The sequence below is a fragment of the Reyranella sp. genome (assembly GCF_965229815.1).
Classification (GTDB): Bacteria; Pseudomonadota; Alphaproteobacteria; order Reyranellales; family Reyranellaceae; genus Reyranella.
This window is the reverse complement of the sequence record NZ_CBDDJN010000006.1, coordinates 1618036-1633655: the sequence shown is the minus strand read 5'-3', so window position 1 is coordinate 1633655 and position 15620 is coordinate 1618036. Positions and strand designations below refer to the sequence as shown.

Genomic DNA, 15620 nt, shown 5'->3' with positions numbered 1-15620 from the left:
TCAAGGATGGTCCGCCGCGGTCGCCCGTGGACTCCGCCATATCTCTTCTAAAATTTCATCTCCCTTTACCGTGTGAACCGCCAGTACATAGTCGCGAATATCGGGGACAGAATGTTGGACAAGAAGTTCGACGACATTGGCGTGGAGCGAGCGCGTTTTTCTTCGCTGTTCAAAGGGAAAGTCTTCTATCTTTTGAAATGTCGCGGGGCCTCGGGGCTGCGGGCTGAACAGGGTTGCGCCACTGTTAATCGGGCTTAGCCAGATATTCTTCTGATAGGCGAGGACCAGGCTTTCTGTGTCGACAGTAAGGACTGTTTGCCGAAGATCGCGGTACGCTCTCGCCTGCAGAAGGGTCCAGATTCTGTTGCGGGACAGCCAAAAGAAGCTATGCGAATTTAGCAACTCATACCAATCGGACGGCGTGAGACCACCTTGCAGACAGTTCTCCAGCTTCTTGTCCGTCATAGGGATTTGGTCTCTCAAGACTGCCGTTGGAAGCCCCTTCTTCTCGAGCATGACACATGCAGGACGCCGTTCGGACAGCAACTGCTTTCGTCGCGTTCCATGAATATCATAATCATCCAGTAGGGCGCGCGTACTCCTAAGGCCTCTCGCCTCAATCGCCGGCCAACTTCCAAATTCGGCCATATGCCAGAGGCGTGGGTACTTCGATATCAGGTCCTCCACCTTCACTGCCATCCGTCCCGGTCTATGACCCCGTCGGCTGCAAACTCCTTCGACACGAGCGAGACACGCGCATCAGAGACACGCTCTATGCGGTCGATGAACTCTCGTGTTTCAGGCAACAGACCGGCGAATGTCTTCGCGCCTCTGTTCGCAATTCCATGATAGTCAGCAAAGGTTAGGGCGATGTCTGTTGGCCGGTTTAACAGCGATGATCGCCTAAGCTGCATCCAATCAAACTCGGCGATGCGCCGCTGAGTTCCCGAAATTGTGCCTTTCTCTACGGTACGCATCGTCTCAAGCGCGATACCCGAACGCTGTGCGATCGTAGGTAGGTCAATTTCCGTTCCCATTGGACCGGAGGGTCCTCCGACGCGAATGGGATATGTCCTGGTGACCATAACAATCTTGCGCACTCGATGTGGAGCTATGCCTGCGTCGGCGAGGCAACCTGAGGCCGTTGTCTCTCTCGACGTGACATGCGGGTAGAAACCGTGATGAATACTTAGTGAGGTTCCTTGAGTTCCTTCGAGCATCACTTTGCTGCGTTGTTCTAACGCCCGCTCAAGCTCTTCCTTTGTATCGCGCACGAATTCGCCGAGTTCGTTCACGTTTTTCGCGAGAACGACGGGGGGACCAAAAGCCGGTGTGTTACCACGACCCATGATTTTTCTTGCAGATGCAGATCCGACGCCTTGCCGGGTAGACCCGATAGAGGCAACAGTCGCGCCCTCGATGCGCCTGTCTTCCTCGTCGATTATCATGGCCTGCGGGTCTATTACCAATCTGTCCGGCCGTAAGCCGTGGTCGCGTATTTCCGTCATTAGTTGTGGCAGCCATATAGTTGAGCCGGCGGCGATCAGGATTTTCGCCTCCGGATTTGCGCCCGTTCCGGAGGGGAGTTGCACGTACTTATATAACGGGGCAGGCGCAAAGTGTCCGGCGTTAGGTCCTCCCACTCGCACCAAGACGTTGTAACGATGCGCAAGGAATGAACATATGTTTCCTTTGCCTTCGCTTCCGTACTGGCCTCCCACGAAGACATCTACGAGTCGCTCACACCCTCCAATCGGGCGGATATCCGCGAGTGCAAGTGCTACACGCGCCAATTCATCCGAGGCCGCTGTGTCCGTTTGCAGCGTTATGTCGGCCATTGGCCCCAAGGCGCCGACTGCTGCCTCCGTGGGATCAGCACGGGCTTGATCATACGTCGCATATTCGACTACGTCGTGTCGCCTCGCGGCGTACCTTGCACGAAGTACATCTTCGGCGGCGACCAGATGGACGTGAAACACTTTGTCGGCAAAAGTGGCCCGTAGTGCCTCGACCTGTCCCGGGATCCTCGCTGAATCGAGAAGGAGAAGGGCATCGGCAGGACAAGCCGCCGCCGCTTGCCTCGCTGCGTCAGCCACCCATCGACCGCCGGTTTCTCGATCGAGGCGTGCTCCCGCTTCTTGCAGTGGGCCGCGCTCGCTCGGAACGCCCGTATGGTCAACTAGGTACTGGCGAGTGGATACGCGGTGGATCGGGAGCATTGTCGCCAGTGCTCGCGCGAACTCAGATTTACCCACACCGATGGGACCCGAAAGTACGAACAATGCCCGCATTGCGCTTCCTAGGTTGAATTATTACATCATCATACGCGCGAGTGCGCCATAGTGACAAGCTGCCTGACCTTCGGCGACGCTTTCCACATCGACTCCGGTGGGTGCGTATGTTCTAGATTGAATGGAGGCAGAAGAATGTGGTCACGAAACCCTCGACCACTCTCTAGGAAGGGAGTGCCATGACTGCACCGCCAGATCAGAGGCTGAGGAGAAGCAGAATTTCGGGACGGAAGCATGTAGTTGCAGTCGCGTACGGAAACGGCCCAATTATGACTCTCCATAGCGGCGCTGGTTTCGATTTGTTGGACCCATGGAATAGTGAATTCACGATTGAAGACATCGCGCATGGGTTGGCACACGTTTGCCGTTATGCAGGGCAGTGTCGGAACTTTTACTCCGTTGCAGAGCATAGCCTCCTTGTTAGTGACATGGTGCCTGAGTTCGCTATGGAGGCTCTCTTTCATGACGCGGCGGAAGCCTTCTTGGGTGACATAACCCGTCCGCTTAAACAGCTGCTGCCTGAATACAAGGTGATTGAGCGTGACGTGGGCGCCGCAATTTTTCATCGCTTGGGCATCGACGAAACGAGCGTGTCTGCGATTAAAGGCGCCGATCTTCAAGTGCTGGCCGCAGAACAGGAACAGATTATGCCTCCCGGGACGAATTCCTGGGCCGCTGCCGCTGGTGTGGTGCCTGCGCCTATCCAGGTTCGATTTCTCCCCCCGCCAATTGCCAAGCGGGACTTCTTGAAACGCTACTATGAACTGACAGAGAAGCGTTGAATTTCCCCGTACTATTGGCGTCGCGGCGTGGTCTCGCGAGGCAGTAAGACACGCAATTACTCCCAAATTATCCCACCAGATTTTTGCGCAGCGACGCCAGCATCTGCTGTACCTTGTCGATACTCTTGAGCACGTCTGCATCGCCTTTGAGCGCATTCAGTGTCGTCCAAGGTACGCGGCCCATAGCATCAAGCGCAGTCTCCAAATCGTGAAGGAAATTTGGTTCCAACGTTGACCGCGCAGATGGCAGTCGGAGAGTCGCGGTCTCGAGGTCGCCACCTTCACTCAAGTTGACGCCGATCACGAAGGCCCAGTCGGCCACCGGCACGTCGACCAGCTTGGTGCCGTGCATCGGCACGCCGGCGTTGTTGCAGGCGATGTGGAGCTTGCCGAAGCGGCGCTCGGCCTCGGCGATGCGTTCCGGCGGGCGCCGACAACCCTATGCGATCGCCACCCAGCCGCGAAAGCTGAACGCAGCGTAGAAGAGCGACACTTCGGAAAAGCCTGCATCGCAGAGCAGCGCCTCGTCCTCGTCCGGCGAGAGGATCGGCAGGCGCATCATTTCTGTCGCCGCATGAGCGCGCGGGAGATTGTGGGCGGGCCGATCGGCAAAGGCGATCGACAGCGCAAGCCAGGGCCGGGCTCCGCCTTCGGAGGAATAGCTGTGGTGCGCGACAACGAGCCGGGCGCCGGGGCGCATGCGACTTCGCAAAGCGCGCAGGGCTTTCAGCCGCTCGGCGCGCTCGAGAAAGTGCAGGGTCAGCAGGCAGGTGGCGCCGTCGAAGGGACCGGGCGGCGCGTCGTCGATATAACCCTGTTGCAGGACAATTCGTGATTGGTGGGGCAGGATGGTTCGGGCGAGATCGAGCATCTCGGCCGACGGATCGATACCGACGAAGCGCCAACCCGTCTGCAACTCGCTGAACGCCTTGATTTCTAGCCCGCCACCGGCGCCATAGACTAGTATCTGCGCCTCCGGCCGAGCCTGTTCCGCCAGCAGGATCATCGCCATGCGGTGCAGGTCGGCATAGCCCGGTACCTTGCGCGGCGTATCCTCGGCATAGCTCGCGATCGCCGCCCGATTGGTGAAGGGCCGGACGGTGTCCATCGCTCAGCCGAAGACGAGGGCACGATGTGCCGACACGCCCGCCGTCACACCGTCCGCCACCGCCCAAGCCACAGCGTGCGGCATGCGCGCGATATCGCCGGCCGCGTAGACACCGGGCACCGATGTCATCTTCTCGCCGTCGGTCCGAATGATCGCGCCCATGGGTGTTTCGTCCAGTACTAGCCCCAGCTGTTCCGCCAACGGGCTGGAGAAGCGGGAGTCGGGGGCGGTATAGAGCGCCGCGATTTCGCGCGTGCGCCCATCCTGCAGTTCGATTGCGGCCAGTTCCGTGCCGTCACCGCTCAGTCCCGCGATGGCGACTGACTCCACCTGCACCTTCCGTGCGGCGAGGATGGCCATTTCGTCGTCTCCCAGCGAAGCACCGTTGAGAAACAGCGTGGTCGGTCCCCACTCGGCGATGAGGCTTGCTTGGTGCACTGACATGGGCACGCGATAGAGCACGCCTAGCGGCTGATCGCTGAACTCGATCCCGTGGCAATAGGGACAGTGCAGCACGGTCTTGCCCCAGCGCTGGCGCAGGCCGGGGATGTCGGGCAGTTCGTCGGTAAGGCCGAACGCGAGGATCAGCTTGCTGGCAACGAGTGTGCCGCCCGTCGCCAGGTCGACAGAAAAACCGTCACCGTCCACCTGCGCATGGACCACCTCCTTCTCGACCAACTCGACCGTCGGGTAGCGTAGCAGCTGCTCGCGCGCAGTGGCCATGATCGCCTGCGGGTCGCTACCGTCTTGGCCAAGGAAGCCGTGCGATGCAGCGGCGAAGCGGTTGCGTGGCTTCCCCGTGTCCAGCACCACAACATTTCGGCGGCCTCGCACGAGATAGGTTGCGGCCGCGAGGCCGGCGAAGCCGCCGCCAACGATGATCGCATCATGCCGCATGAGCATCCTCAGTACCGGTTATTCTGCGCGCTGCCATGCGCCGGTGGAAATCTGCGCTGAGCTGCGCCAATGTTACCTCGCCGAAGCGCTGCAGCAGCAGCGCCTCTGCATCAGCGAAGGCCTTACCGAGGGCAGCATTCACCGCTTGTTCGACGAGGCAGCCAGGCGCATCGGTGCGGCTACCGATCGCGAGAATCTCCGGTTCCCCCAGTGCCACGTAGACGTCGCGGAGGCTGACTGCCGCGAGATCGCACGCGATCGTCCAGCCGCCGCCATGGCCCTTCTCGGACCGGACCAGACCCCGGTCGCGCAGGCCCGCCAACACACGGCGGATCACGACCGGGTTGGTCCCCATGGCTCGCGCCAGCGTCTCCGATGTCTGTGGCTCGGGTCGCTCGGCCATGTGCAGGAGCACGTGGAGCACTCCGGAAAGTCGGCCGTCTCGTCTCATGCAACTTCATTTGATGCATGAAAGGGGAAACGTCAAGTGACGTGCTTCGCGAGGCAGAACCTCCGAGGGAATTTTCCATCCTCCTGTGAGTGGAGGAAACTTGATGCAGACTCGGTTTCCTCTGCTTGCGCAGCTATCGTTGGATAGATGCCTGACGGTACCTTTTGAACGCGCTCGCGCTTCGAACGTCAGGATAGAAAGCCCGCCGAGAGCCGATAGTAGTCGATAGATGGCTCGCGGAGGCTGGCTGAAGTTCCGTAACGATATCAGCAGCGAATTTTCTGACGGATCCTGGGCCGGTAGTAGTTGAGCGGAAGAATATTTTCTTCAAATTCAGATGGTTGCCATGGCTCGGAACAATCGAGTGGGAGTGGGGGGCGTCGGAGGGGAGACACCCGTCGGCACGGTGCTTTCTCCGGGAGACCGGGACGACCGATGAGCGATGCGATCGCCGACTGTGGGGCCCTCCTGGATTCGGTGCTGCCGCTGGCGCGGCAACTCCTGACCGAGCTGGGCAGATTCAGCCCCTTCGGCGCGGGGATGCGGCCCGACGGGCAGGTCGTCCAGATCGGCGTCTACCACGAGGGCGATCCCATGAGACCGACCGAAATGATCGCCCTGCTCAAGGGAGCCTTCGGCGCATCGGCCCGGGCGGGCGAGTACAAGGCGACCGCGGTCGCTTGCGACGCATGGGTGACGTTCCCCGTGACCGGGGAAAGGACCGATGCGATCACCGTGTCGCTGGAGCACCGGGACGACTATGCGATCAAGGTCGTCGTCCCCTACAGGCTCGACGCGGGCGAGCTGATCGTGGGCACGGCCTACACGGAGGAAGAGGAAGCGGAGATCTTTCCGGCGCGATGACCGCGGCGTTTGCCGACTGAGGATCATTCTGGCCAGCCGCACTCGACCCTTGTTGCGCTCGACGGGGTGGTCTGCCGTCATCCGGACCGCGAGCCTCCGGCTCGCTCGGGATCATGAGCCGGCTGGAAGCCAGCGGGCCCGGCTCGGGCCGCCGGTGTCGCGTCAGGGAGCCAGCCATCCCGCCCAGTTGCGCGGGAGAGGCGCCGTGACGGGTGGCGTGGCGGGAAGGGGGGAGTCCGGGGTCTTTCCTTCGGCCTGCCGAAGGTCGGCCATCACCCGCGCCATGACCCGGGCAGTCGCCAGGAGGACTTCCTTTGAATGGGCCATATCACTCAAATGGATGACGTCAGGATCGTAGATATAGCGCCGCGGCCTGGGGAGCTTCAATCCAAGGAATGGATGTCAATTCGGTGAAGGCCGGGAGCCGGTCGCCTCGACCGAAGGTGAACCCGTCAGCCGTCCCGGTTCAGTGAACCACCCATCCCGCCGCGTTGCGGGGGAGCGGAGTCGCGGCCGCGGCGGTCTGCTTGGCGGACGGGGAGTCCGGGATCTGTGCCTCGGCCGGCGGCCGGAGGTCGGCCATCACGCGGGCGATGATCCGGGCGGTCGCCATGAGCTCGTTCCTGGAATGCTGCATTTCACTCGATCGAGGATGGGTTAACTCCGCCGATATAGCGCCGGCCCGCGCCGGCCTTCAATCCGGGGGCCCGATGTCCATTCGGTGACGCGGGCTCTCGCCGATCGACGGCCGGCAAACCTTGCGCGCCGATATCTTCCCCCGGCGTGCAAACGATTGTTGCAGGAGTTTGCGCAATATGGCCAAGGCCCGCGGCGCGAATCTGCTAAAATGCCCGCGTCATGCCCATCCGCTATGTCGTCGATCTCGAATCCCGGATGTTGTCCGCGGACGCCGAGGGCGACATTTCTTTCCGCGAGGCTGCAGACTTCCTGGACGCGATCTCCGCCCAGCTCGGCTTTCGCAAGCTGTTCGACAGCCGGGAAGCGACGTCGTCCATGGCCCCGGACGAGGTGCTGGAGCTCGTCTGGCAGATCCGCTCCTTCCACGACAAGGGCCCGATCGGGCCGCTGGCGATGCTCGTGACCCAGGACCAGGCCAACCGCTTCACGCCGCTGCTGGGCGCCCTGGCCGCGGCGGAGCGGCGCATGAAGCTCTTCCGCAGCCGGCAGAAGGCGAAGGACTGGCTGATGCTGCAGCAGGCGTACTGAGCGGGCTTTCCGCCGCCGCCGTCCTGCGGCGTCGCGCGGCTTGCACCACGGCGCGCGCCCGCCGATACCGGCGCCCATGATCCGCCTCGACAATATCGGCAAGCAGCACGGCCACCAGATCCTGTTCATCGACGCCTCGATGGTCCTGCAGAAGGGCGAGAAGGTGGGGCTGGTCGGGCCCAACGGCGCCGGCAAGTCGACGCTCTTCCGCATGATCGCCGGCGAGGAGGCGCCCGACGACGGCCAGGTCGTGGTCGATCCCGGCACGACCATCGGCTACTTCAGCCAGGACGTCGGCGAGATGTCGGGCAGGAGCGCGGTCGCGGCGGTGATGGACGGCGTCGGGCCGGTGAGCGCGCTCGCCGCCGAGATCGCCGGGCTCGAGACCGCCATGGCCGACCCGGAACAGGCCGACAGGATGGACGCCCTGGTCGAGCGCTACGGCGAGGTCCAGGCCCGCTTCGAGGAGCTCGACGGCTACGCGCTGGAGGCCCGCGCGCGCGAGGTGCTGGCGGGGCTGAGCTTCAGCCCGGAGCGCATGGACGGCGACGTCGGCCTGCTCTCCGGCGGCTGGAAGATGCGCGTGGCGCTCGCCCGCATCCTGCTGATGCGGCCCGACGCCATGCTGCTCGACGAGCCCAGCAACCATCTCGACCTCGAGAGCCTGATCTGGCTGGAGGACTTCCTGAAGCAGTACGACGGCGCGCTGCTGATGACCTCGCACGACCGCGAGTTCATGAGCCGCATCGTCGGCAGGATCGTCGAGATCGACGGCGGCGCGCTCACCACCTATTCCGGCGGCTACGACTTCTACGAGCAGCAGCGGGCGCTGGGCGAGCGCCAGCGCCAGGCGCAGTTCGAGCGCCAGCAGGCGATGCTGGCCAAGGAGATGAAGTTCATCGAGCGCTTCAAGGCGCGCGCCTCGCACGCCGCCCAGGTCCAGAGCCGCGTGAAGAAGCTCGACAAGATCGAGAAGGTCGAGCCGCCGCGCCGCCGCCAGTCCGTGCGCTTCGAGTTCCGCACCCCGCCGCGCTCGGGCGACGACGTGGCGAGCTTCCGCGACGTCCACAAGGCCTACGGTCCCCAGCCGGTCTATGCCGGGCTCGACCTGCGCCTGCGCCGCCAGGAGCGCTGGGCGGTGCTGGGCGCCAACGGCGCCGGCAAGTCGACGCTCCTGAAGCTGGTGGCCGGCGCCACCGAGCCCGACCGGGGCACGGTGAGCCTGGGCGCCAGCGTGCGCATGGGCTACTTCGCCCAGCATTCCATGGACCTGCTGGACGGCGACGACACGGTCTTCGAATCCCTCGACGCGGCCTTCCCGCAGGCCGGCACGGGCGCGCTGAAGACGCTGGCCGGCTGCTTCGGCTTCTCCGGCGACGACGTCGAGAAGCCCTGCCGCGTGCTCTCGGGCGGCGAGAAGGCCCGCCTGGTCATGGCCCTGATGCTGTTCGACCCGCCCAACTTCCTGGTGCTCGACGAGCCGACCAACCATCTCGACATGGCGACCAAGGAGATGCTGGTCGCCGCCCTCGCGGACTTCGAGGGCACGATGCTGTTCGTCAGCCACGACCGCCATTTCCTGGCCGCGCTGTCCAACCGCGTGCTCGAGCTGACGCCCGAGGGCGTGCACCAGTACGGCGGCGGCTACACGGAGTACGTGGCGCGGACGGGCCGCGAGGCGCCGGGGCTGCATCCGGGGGCCTAGAAGGAGCCGGCGCTCTTCGGTCCGCCTACAGCGGGATGACATCGGATCGATTCAGGACTGGGCGCGCGTCAATGGACGCGTCTTGGCGACGACAGCCCATGAGTGCCGCGCAGAGGTTGGAAAGCCATGGGAGCGCGGACCTCCAGGTCCGCTCAGGATCATGAGGCGGACCTGGAGGTCCGCGCTCCCACGACGCGCCGCGGAGAGAATGTGAAAGAACGCATTCTTCCTCATGCTCCTCTCCCCCGTTAGGGGGAGAGGGTGGGTGAGGGGGCTGCAGGCAGCCTTCTACCCCCTCACCTGGCCTCTCCCCCTGGTCTAACGGGCGAGAGGAACCCGATTGTCGTTGCTCGGGCGTGCTCCGGTAGCTTCACACTTCGGCGTGGCGCGCCCCCGCCAAGATGACGATGGATCTCAAGTCATCGTGCTTCAGGGCCGCGTCCAATCCTCGATTCGCAGCCCCTCGACGCGCTGGAACTCGGCCAGGTTGCCGGTGACGAGCGTCAGGGCGCGCGCCTTTGCCTGACCGGCGATCAGCACATCGTAGGGGCCGATCGGCGTGCCCTGCCGGGCCAGCGCGGCCCGGATCTCGCCGGCGGCCCGGGCATCCTCCCGGTCGAGATCCAGCACGACGAGATCGGCCAGGAGCAGGCGCAGAGTCTCGAGGTTGAACTCTCGACCTTCTGGCTGCGATAGGCGCCGAAATAGAGCTCGTGCGCGACGATGGCGGAAACGGCCAGCGTTCCCGGCGCCGCCGCCCCGACGCGACGGAGCAAGGGCTCGGACCGGCGCGTCACCAGGGCGATGACGGCGTTGGTGTCGAGCAGCCAGGTCAACGGCCGAAAGCCTCGTCGAGGCCGGGCCGGTTCTGGGCGTCCGGCTGCTCGCGGCCGTCCGCCATGAGGTCCGCGCTGAACCCGCGCTCCACGGCGGCGCGCAGCGAGGCCCAGCGCGTCGAGCCGCTGCGGCGGGGCCGCAGGATCACCGCATTGCCCTCGCGCGAGACCTCGACCTCCTCGACGTCGAAGCGGAACGCCTTGGGCAGCTGGACGGCCTGCGAGTTGCCGGAGCGGAACACCTTGGCGAACTGGAGCATGGACAGCCTCGTGAATACGCTTGCAGGCATATACGGCGCGGACTTCCATTCTTGAAGCCTGGAGTGTCCCGGATCATGGCGCTCGGCCAGCCTTCTCTCTACGATGCCCGGCCCATCGCAACCGTGTGTGAGACAAAGCGTGCTGAAAGTTCGCAGCGAGCAGGCCTGCTTCGGCGGGACCATCGGCTTCTATTCCCATGCGTCGCGCGAGATCGGCGCCGAGATGAATTTCGCCGTCTACCTGCCGCCCGCCGCCGTCGCGGGCCGCCGCCGGCCGGTGCTCTACTTCCTGGCGGGGCTCACCTGCACGGAAGAGACGTTCATGATCAAGGCGGGGGCCCTGCGCCTCGCCGCCGAGCTCGGGCTCATCCTGGTGGCGCCCGACACCAGCCCGCGCGGCCTCGGCCTGCCGGGGGAGGACGACAGCTGGGACTTCGGCAGCGGCGCCGGCTTCTATCTCGACGCCGAGGCCGAGCCGTGGCGCCGCCACTACCGCATGTTCTCCTGGGTGACCGCGGAGCTGCCGGCGCTGGTCGAGGCCCGGTTCCCCGCCGACGGGCAGCGCCGGGGCATCTTCGGCCACTCGATGGGCGGCCACGGCGCGCTCGTGGTCGCGCTGAAGACGCCGGGCGCCTGGCGCTCGGTCTCGGCCTTCGCGCCGATCGCCAACCCGGTTTCGGTGCCGTGGGGCATCAAGGCCTTCGGCGGCTACCTCGGCCCCGATCGCGCGCGCTGGGCCGACTGGGACGCCACCCTGCTGATGCGCAAGGCGCCGTTTCCCGGACCCATCCTGGTCGACCAGGGCCTGCAGGACCAGTTCCTCGACAGCCAGCTCCGCCCCGACGCACTCGAAGCGGCCGCCCGCGACGCCGGGCAGGAGGTGATCCTGCGCCGGCACGAGGGCTACGACCATTCCTACTGGTTCATCCAGAGCTTCATCGAGGATCACCTGAGGTGGCATGCCGAGAGGCTCGGGGCTCCGCTTTGACTGGGAACGGCGCGGCTCCTCGGCCCCCGAGATTGGCTTTGCAATGACGGACCAGACGCGCCGGACGTGTTCCTCGAATTTCGAGAAGGCCCGCCTGGTTGGCCCTGATGCTGTTCGACTCGCCCAACTTCCTGGTGCTCAACGAGCCGACTAACCATCTCGTTGCCGTGTCGCCCTGCGCCATGATCTGACGCCTCACCATGAGGCGTGACGTCGACAGACAGCATGATGGTGGACTACGATCCGTGCGGCCTTGCCCTTGGCCGCGTTGCCAACCACGTCATCACGAGGTGCGGGGGGATCAACCGGGTGACGGTTAACATTCCGCCAAAGCCGCCGGGGGCGATTGAGCGGGAGTGAGAAGTGATCACCTTTAGGCGAGTTACTTCTGAGGATTTGGCCGCGACCAGACGGGAGCTTGTTCAACAATTTCCGAGCGCTAAGTTTGGCTGGCCTCCAGACGTAAAATCTTCGCTTTTGGATATGCTGCTAGTTGCGCTTAGGGCAGGTAGCGAGGAAGCTATTCAAAAGGTCCTAACGGCGAATCCGTACCTGATTCAGTACGCCGTCAAAGGATCTGGCCATCAGGGCATTTGGGTATTTCCCAAAGCGATGATCAAGCCTAGAGGCGCGGACGGAACACGCGGGCTCGTGCCTGACTTTCTGATCGCAACGCGGTCATCTCTTGGCTACTACTGGCACGTCGTGGAGCTCAAACGTTTTGACGTCCAGTTCGCCAATCGAGCTGGAGATGGCTATAGCGCGGAAGGCAACAAGGCGATCGCGCAATGCAATGCCTACTTAGACCACTTTCAGAATTATATCGATGCCGTCCGGAGCAATGTTCATGTCTCGGAGCTAGTGCAACCGGAAGGCGCAATACTTTTAATCGGCGACTCTGAGAGAGAAAGTGATGCGCAGCGACAGTGCAGGTCAAATTATGTGGGGAACAACTCTAAGATTGATGTTGTGAGCTATCGTCGAATTATCAGTAGGTTAAGGTCAGACTTAGAAGTACGTCAGCGGCGCTAGCCATTTGGAGAGGCGTCGGACGCAAGTCGTTATGGGTTGCGTCATTATTCTTTGAGAGTACATGATCGTTCTTTTTGCCTCGCTTCCCAAGTTGAAACGAGAAAGGTAGACATTGCTCCAGAAAGATTGACGGCGAGTTCAGCGTGACGTGGATGAGGGCGAGCACGCTTGGGTCCGCTGCTGTGGGCATCACTCAACTTGTTTCGCAGGGAGCCGAGAGCCTCTACGACGGATTGGCAGCTTCCTAGGATCTGTTTGAAAACTTGCTCCGTATGTTCGTCAGGCGCAAGTTTAAGCACCTTGGCCAGCTTTCGATACAGTGTGGGAAGGTCGTCGCCTTCCTGCCAGGACTCGTCAGCGTGATGAAGTATCCATTTGCAAACATCTTCCAGAAGCGTGCGCGCCAATGTTATTGCGCCTTCGGGCTCTGTCGTCCGGCGCTCCAATGCGGCCGCCCATCGAGCATGCACTTGGGTTGGATCAAATGCAGCGAGTTTTATAGAGATGGCCTCGTCTGCCGGAGAGCCGCTAGGAAGGAGTTGCACTGCGTAGCTCGGACTCCCGGATATCTTGCCGACAACTGTGAGCGTGTATCCGTCGGAGCGTAGATAGCGGTCAATGGCTGCCGCGAGTTTCGTTTGAGCCGATGCCGTTTGAACGTCTGGCGCTGTAACTGCGGCGAGGAATTTAAACAGCAACATACGCGAGCATGTCAGGAGTCCAATAGTTTCTAGCAACTGTCGTTGGCTCCAATCCTCGTTTCGAACGGTATGTCGGAGGATGTCGTCCTCTAGGGTGTATCCGGGGCCTTGGCTTGGTGCAGGCATCTTGGAGATTGGCCAAACGGATCGAAGCAATTCGATGTCGTCGACTTCTGTCGCGAGGGGGCCACTTTCGAATAGAGCAATAAGCCGACGACGAGTGAGGGTCGAAATAGGCGGCCCGCCTATTTCGTCGATCTTGGCCACTTGTTCGGAAATAGCGAAATGGTCGTCTTCGACAAGATAGGCGCGAGCACTCGCGATCACCTCAGCGCCACTAACTTCGGTAAGCCGTCTCTGGGCGTACCTATACTTACTCGCAAATGCTTCCTGTTGGCTTCCATCGGCAAGGTTGAGCTGCCGGCAAAGCGCCGGTATCTCATACGCCTTTGCATCGGATATTGCTAACGCAAGCTGATGGCGCAGCTCTCTCAACATTTCAGGCGGGACGGATTTGGCCATGATCGCCAGTATAGCCGACGGAGATGGTCCGAGAGTCGGTAAGTAAAGGGTCCTGTGATTATATCCAGGGCGTCGCCCAGTAACCCTGGCGGGCGACGGCGGCGCAATGCCAAGCCTTCCCTCAGCGGCGTCATCTCAGATAGTGCATCGCAGCCAACTACTGCCTGCTTGGCATGCTGACCGCCAGTTTTGGCGTGACGGGGTTGCTGACCACGTCTTGAACAAGCGATCTAGCGCGGGCCGCTTGGCATGACTTATTTGGAATGATGTTCGCGCCCCGCTGACCAGGCATAGGACCGATGTTCATGGGCAGTAGCCTGATCGCCGAATCCGCGCCACCGAGGTTGCCAATGTGGATAGGAGATGGTGGCTCGGCATTGTTCGATGCCAGGAAGTTACGGCATCTCTAGAGTATGAGGTTCCATTGCACCGGTCCGTAGCCCCTAATACGCGGTCACCCACCGGCTCTCCATCGCCTCCTCGATCCGCCGGTGCCGCGCCTTTATCGTGTCGACCGGCACCGCGCTCACGAACGCATAGAAGGTCTTGTTGCGGATCGCCTCGATCACGCGCTCGCCGACCCGCATCGGGTCGATGCCGGTCCGGGCCAGGCGCTCGGCCATGACCGCCTCGGCGGTCGGGCGCGTCTCGGGGCCGCCGAGATGGTCGGGGCGGTGGCGGGCGCCCTGGGCCAGGTTGGTGGCGATCGGGCCGGGGCAGAGCGCGGTCACGCCGACCCGGGTGCCGTCGAGCTCGTGCTCCAGCGCCTCGGTGAGCGACAGCACGGCGTACTTGCTCATCGAGTAGGGGCCCTGGTCGGTGCCGCGGCGGTTCTGCGTCGCGGCGACCGAGGCGGTGTTGACGACGTGCCCGTCCTCGCCGTGCTTCAGGATCGCCGGCACGAAGTGGCGGATGCCGTGGATGACGCCCCAGACGTTGACGCCGAGGACGAAGGCCCAGTCGGCCACCGGCACGTCGACCAGCTTCGTGCCGTGCATCGGCACGCCGGCGTTGTTGCAGGCGATGTGGAGCCTGCCGAAGCGGCGCTCGGCCTCGGCGAGCGCGGCGATCACCGACTGTTCCTGGGTGACGTCGATGCGCACCGGGTGGACCTGCTTGTTGGTGCCGGACTTGTTGGTGCCAGACAGGCGGTGCGCGGCCTGCTCGACCGCCTCCTTCTCGATGTCGGCCATCACCACGTTGGCGCCGGCCTCGGCCAGCGCCGTCGCGATCCCGAAGCCGATGCCGGAGGCGGCCCCGGTGACGATGGCGGTCTTGCCGGAAATCTCCATGGCGTTTCTCCCGTATGCCGCTGCGCGGTCGTTGGGTTGGCATGCTAGGGCTTGAGGGCATCGGACAACAGCCTGCGGATCGGACGCCATGGCGCTCAAGCGGATGGACAATGTCGGGATCGTCGTCGAGGACCTCGACGCGGCGATCGCGTTCTTTCGTGAACTCGGGCTCGATCTCGAAGGGAAGGCCATGGTCGAGGGCGAATGGGCCGGGCGGGTCACCGGCCTCGGCGACCAGCGCGTCGAGATCGCCATGATGCGCACGCCCGACGGCCATTCCCGGCTCGAACTGTCGCGCTTCCTGGCGCCGGCCGTGGTCGCGGACCACCGCAACGCCCCGGTCAATGCGCTCGGCTACCTGCGCGTCATGTTCGCCGTCGACGATCTCGGCGAGACGCTGGACCGCCTGCGCCCGCACGGCGCGCAGCTCGTGGGCGAGGTGGTGCGGTACCGGGACATGTATCGCCTCTGCTACATCCGCGGGCCCGAGGGGATCCTCATCGGGCTCGCGCAGGAGCTGGGCTGAAGAGCTTCCTCCCCAACGACGTTGGGGAGGTGTCGGCGTCTGCGCCGACGGAGGGGTCATGAGTCACGGCGTCGGTGCTGCCCATGACCCCTCCGTCCGCTGCGCGGACACCTCCCCACGCGTTGCGTGGGGAGGAGA

18 protein-coding genes and 1 pseudogene are annotated in these 15620 nt (G+C 63.2%); 8 read left to right on the top strand and 11 right to left on the bottom strand.

The genetic code is table 11. The annotated features are described in order from the left end of the window. The gene (locus tag ACO073_RS19180; protein ID WP_421999384.1) at positions 1–699 is read right to left on the bottom strand and encodes a DUF7002 family protein; all 699 of its coding nucleotides are present in this window, start codon (positions 697–699) and stop codon (positions 1–3) included. Further along, positions 690–1838 (bottom strand): adenylosuccinate synthetase, encoded by a 1149-nt coding sequence (locus ACO073_RS19175; protein WP_421999382.1) that lies wholly within the window; start codon positions 1836–1838, stop codon positions 690–692. Before ACO073_RS19175 ends, ACO073_RS19180 begins: the two co-directional genes overlap by 10 nt. An 881-nt stretch (positions 1839–2719) precedes the next feature. Between ACO073_RS19175 and ACO073_RS19170 the strand changes: the two genes are divergently transcribed. Further along, the gene (locus ACO073_RS19170; RefSeq protein WP_421999380.1) at positions 2720–3073 is read left to right on the top strand and encodes a hypothetical protein; all 354 of its coding nucleotides are present in this window, start codon (positions 2720–2722) and stop codon (positions 3071–3073) included. Between the two features lie 67 nt (positions 3074–3140). Here ACO073_RS19170 and ACO073_RS19165 read toward each other — a convergent pair whose 3' ends face one another. The 4 genes from ACO073_RS19165 to ACO073_RS19150 all read right to left on the bottom strand — a co-directional run bounded on the left by ACO073_RS19165 (position 3141) and on the right by ACO073_RS19150 (position 5529). Next, complete coding sequence (locus ACO073_RS19165; RefSeq protein WP_421999379.1) at positions 3141–3425, bottom strand: hypothetical protein; 285 nt, start codon at positions 3423–3425, stop codon at positions 3141–3143. An 87-nt stretch (positions 3426–3512) separates the two neighbouring features. Continuing rightward, positions 3513–4181, bottom strand: a complete 669-nt coding sequence (locus tag ACO073_RS19160) for a class I SAM-dependent methyltransferase (protein WP_421999377.1) — start codon at positions 4179–4181, stop codon at positions 3513–3515. A gap of 3 nt (positions 4182–4184) precedes the next feature. Beyond that, positions 4185–5078 (bottom strand): NAD(P)/FAD-dependent oxidoreductase, encoded by an 894-nt coding sequence (locus tag ACO073_RS19155; RefSeq protein WP_421999375.1) that lies wholly within the window; start codon positions 5076–5078, stop codon positions 4185–4187. Next, positions 5068–5529, bottom strand: coding sequence for an Rrf2 family transcriptional regulator (locus ACO073_RS19150; RefSeq protein ID WP_421999374.1), 462 nt, complete (start codon positions 5527–5529; stop codon positions 5068–5070). Before ACO073_RS19150 ends, ACO073_RS19155 begins: the two co-directional genes overlap by 11 nt. A 435-nt stretch (positions 5530–5964) precedes the next feature. On the opposite strand from ACO073_RS19150, the gene ACO073_RS19145 reads away from it, so the two are divergent. Continuing rightward, a complete protein-coding gene (locus ACO073_RS19145; RefSeq protein ID WP_421999373.1) occupies positions 5965–6393 on the top strand; it encodes a hypothetical protein in 429 nt (142 codons plus the stop codon). A 466-nt stretch (positions 6394–6859) separates the two neighbouring features. Here the strand turns inward: ACO073_RS19145 and ACO073_RS19140 are convergent, their stop codons facing one another. Further along, positions 6860–7030 (bottom strand): hypothetical protein, encoded by a 171-nt coding sequence (locus ACO073_RS19140; RefSeq protein ID WP_421999371.1) that lies wholly within the window; start codon positions 7028–7030, stop codon positions 6860–6862. A gap of 221 nt (positions 7031–7251) precedes the next feature. Between ACO073_RS19140 and ACO073_RS19135 the strand changes: the two genes are divergently transcribed. After that, positions 7252–7620, top strand: coding sequence for a hypothetical protein (locus ACO073_RS19135; RefSeq protein ID WP_421999369.1), 369 nt, complete (start codon positions 7252–7254; stop codon positions 7618–7620). Positions 7621–7696: 76 nt separating this feature from the next. Next, positions 7697–9325, top strand: a complete 1629-nt coding sequence (locus ACO073_RS19130; RefSeq protein ID WP_421999367.1) for an ABC-F family ATP-binding cassette domain-containing protein — start codon at positions 7697–7699, stop codon at positions 9323–9325. Between the two features lie 429 nt (positions 9326–9754). On the opposite strand, the pseudogene ACO073_RS19125 reads toward ACO073_RS19130, so the two are convergent. Next, positions 9755–10161 (bottom strand): annotated as a pseudogene (locus ACO073_RS19125) (type II toxin-antitoxin system VapC family toxin). After that, a complete protein-coding gene (locus ACO073_RS19120; RefSeq protein WP_421999366.1) occupies positions 10158–10421 on the bottom strand; it encodes an antitoxin in 264 nt (87 codons plus the stop codon). Before ACO073_RS19120 ends, ACO073_RS19125 begins: the two are co-directional and overlap by 4 nt. 142 nt (positions 10422–10563) lie before the next feature. Between ACO073_RS19120 and fghA the strand changes: the two genes are divergently transcribed. The 3 genes from fghA to ACO073_RS19105 all read left to right on the top strand — a co-directional run bounded on the left by fghA (position 10564) and on the right by ACO073_RS19105 (position 12441). After that, complete coding sequence (fghA, locus tag ACO073_RS19115) at positions 10564–11409, top strand: S-formylglutathione hydrolase (protein ID WP_422002179.1); 846 nt, start codon at positions 10564–10566, stop codon at positions 11407–11409. A 207-nt stretch (positions 11410–11616) separates the two neighbouring features. After that, entirely contained in the window at positions 11617–11769 is a 153-nt protein-coding gene (locus tag ACO073_RS19110) for a hypothetical protein (protein ID WP_421999364.1), read from the top strand. A 3-nt stretch (positions 11770–11772) separates the two neighbouring features. Beyond that, complete coding sequence (locus ACO073_RS19105) at positions 11773–12441, top strand: Shedu anti-phage system protein SduA domain-containing protein (RefSeq protein ID WP_421999362.1); 669 nt, start codon at positions 11773–11775, stop codon at positions 12439–12441. A 44-nt stretch (positions 12442–12485) separates the two neighbouring features. Here ACO073_RS19105 and ACO073_RS19100 read toward each other — a convergent pair whose 3' ends face one another. Together ACO073_RS19100 and ACO073_RS19095 are read right to left on the bottom strand one after the other, a co-directional pair. Continuing rightward, the gene (locus ACO073_RS19100) at positions 12486–13664 is read right to left on the bottom strand and encodes an abortive infection family protein (RefSeq protein ID WP_421999360.1); all 1179 of its coding nucleotides are present in this window, start codon (positions 13662–13664) and stop codon (positions 12486–12488) included. Between the two features lie 443 nt (positions 13665–14107). Next, complete coding sequence (locus ACO073_RS19095; RefSeq protein ID WP_421999358.1) at positions 14108–14956, bottom strand: SDR family NAD(P)-dependent oxidoreductase; 849 nt, start codon at positions 14954–14956, stop codon at positions 14108–14110. Between the two features lie 88 nt (positions 14957–15044). On the opposite strand from ACO073_RS19095, the gene ACO073_RS19090 reads away from it, so the two are divergent. Beyond that, positions 15045–15482: a VOC family protein gene (locus ACO073_RS19090; protein WP_421999356.1), complete on the top strand. Its 438-nt coding sequence runs from the start codon at positions 15045–15047 to the stop codon at positions 15480–15482. The last annotated feature ends 138 nt before the right edge of the window (positions 15483–15620 follow it).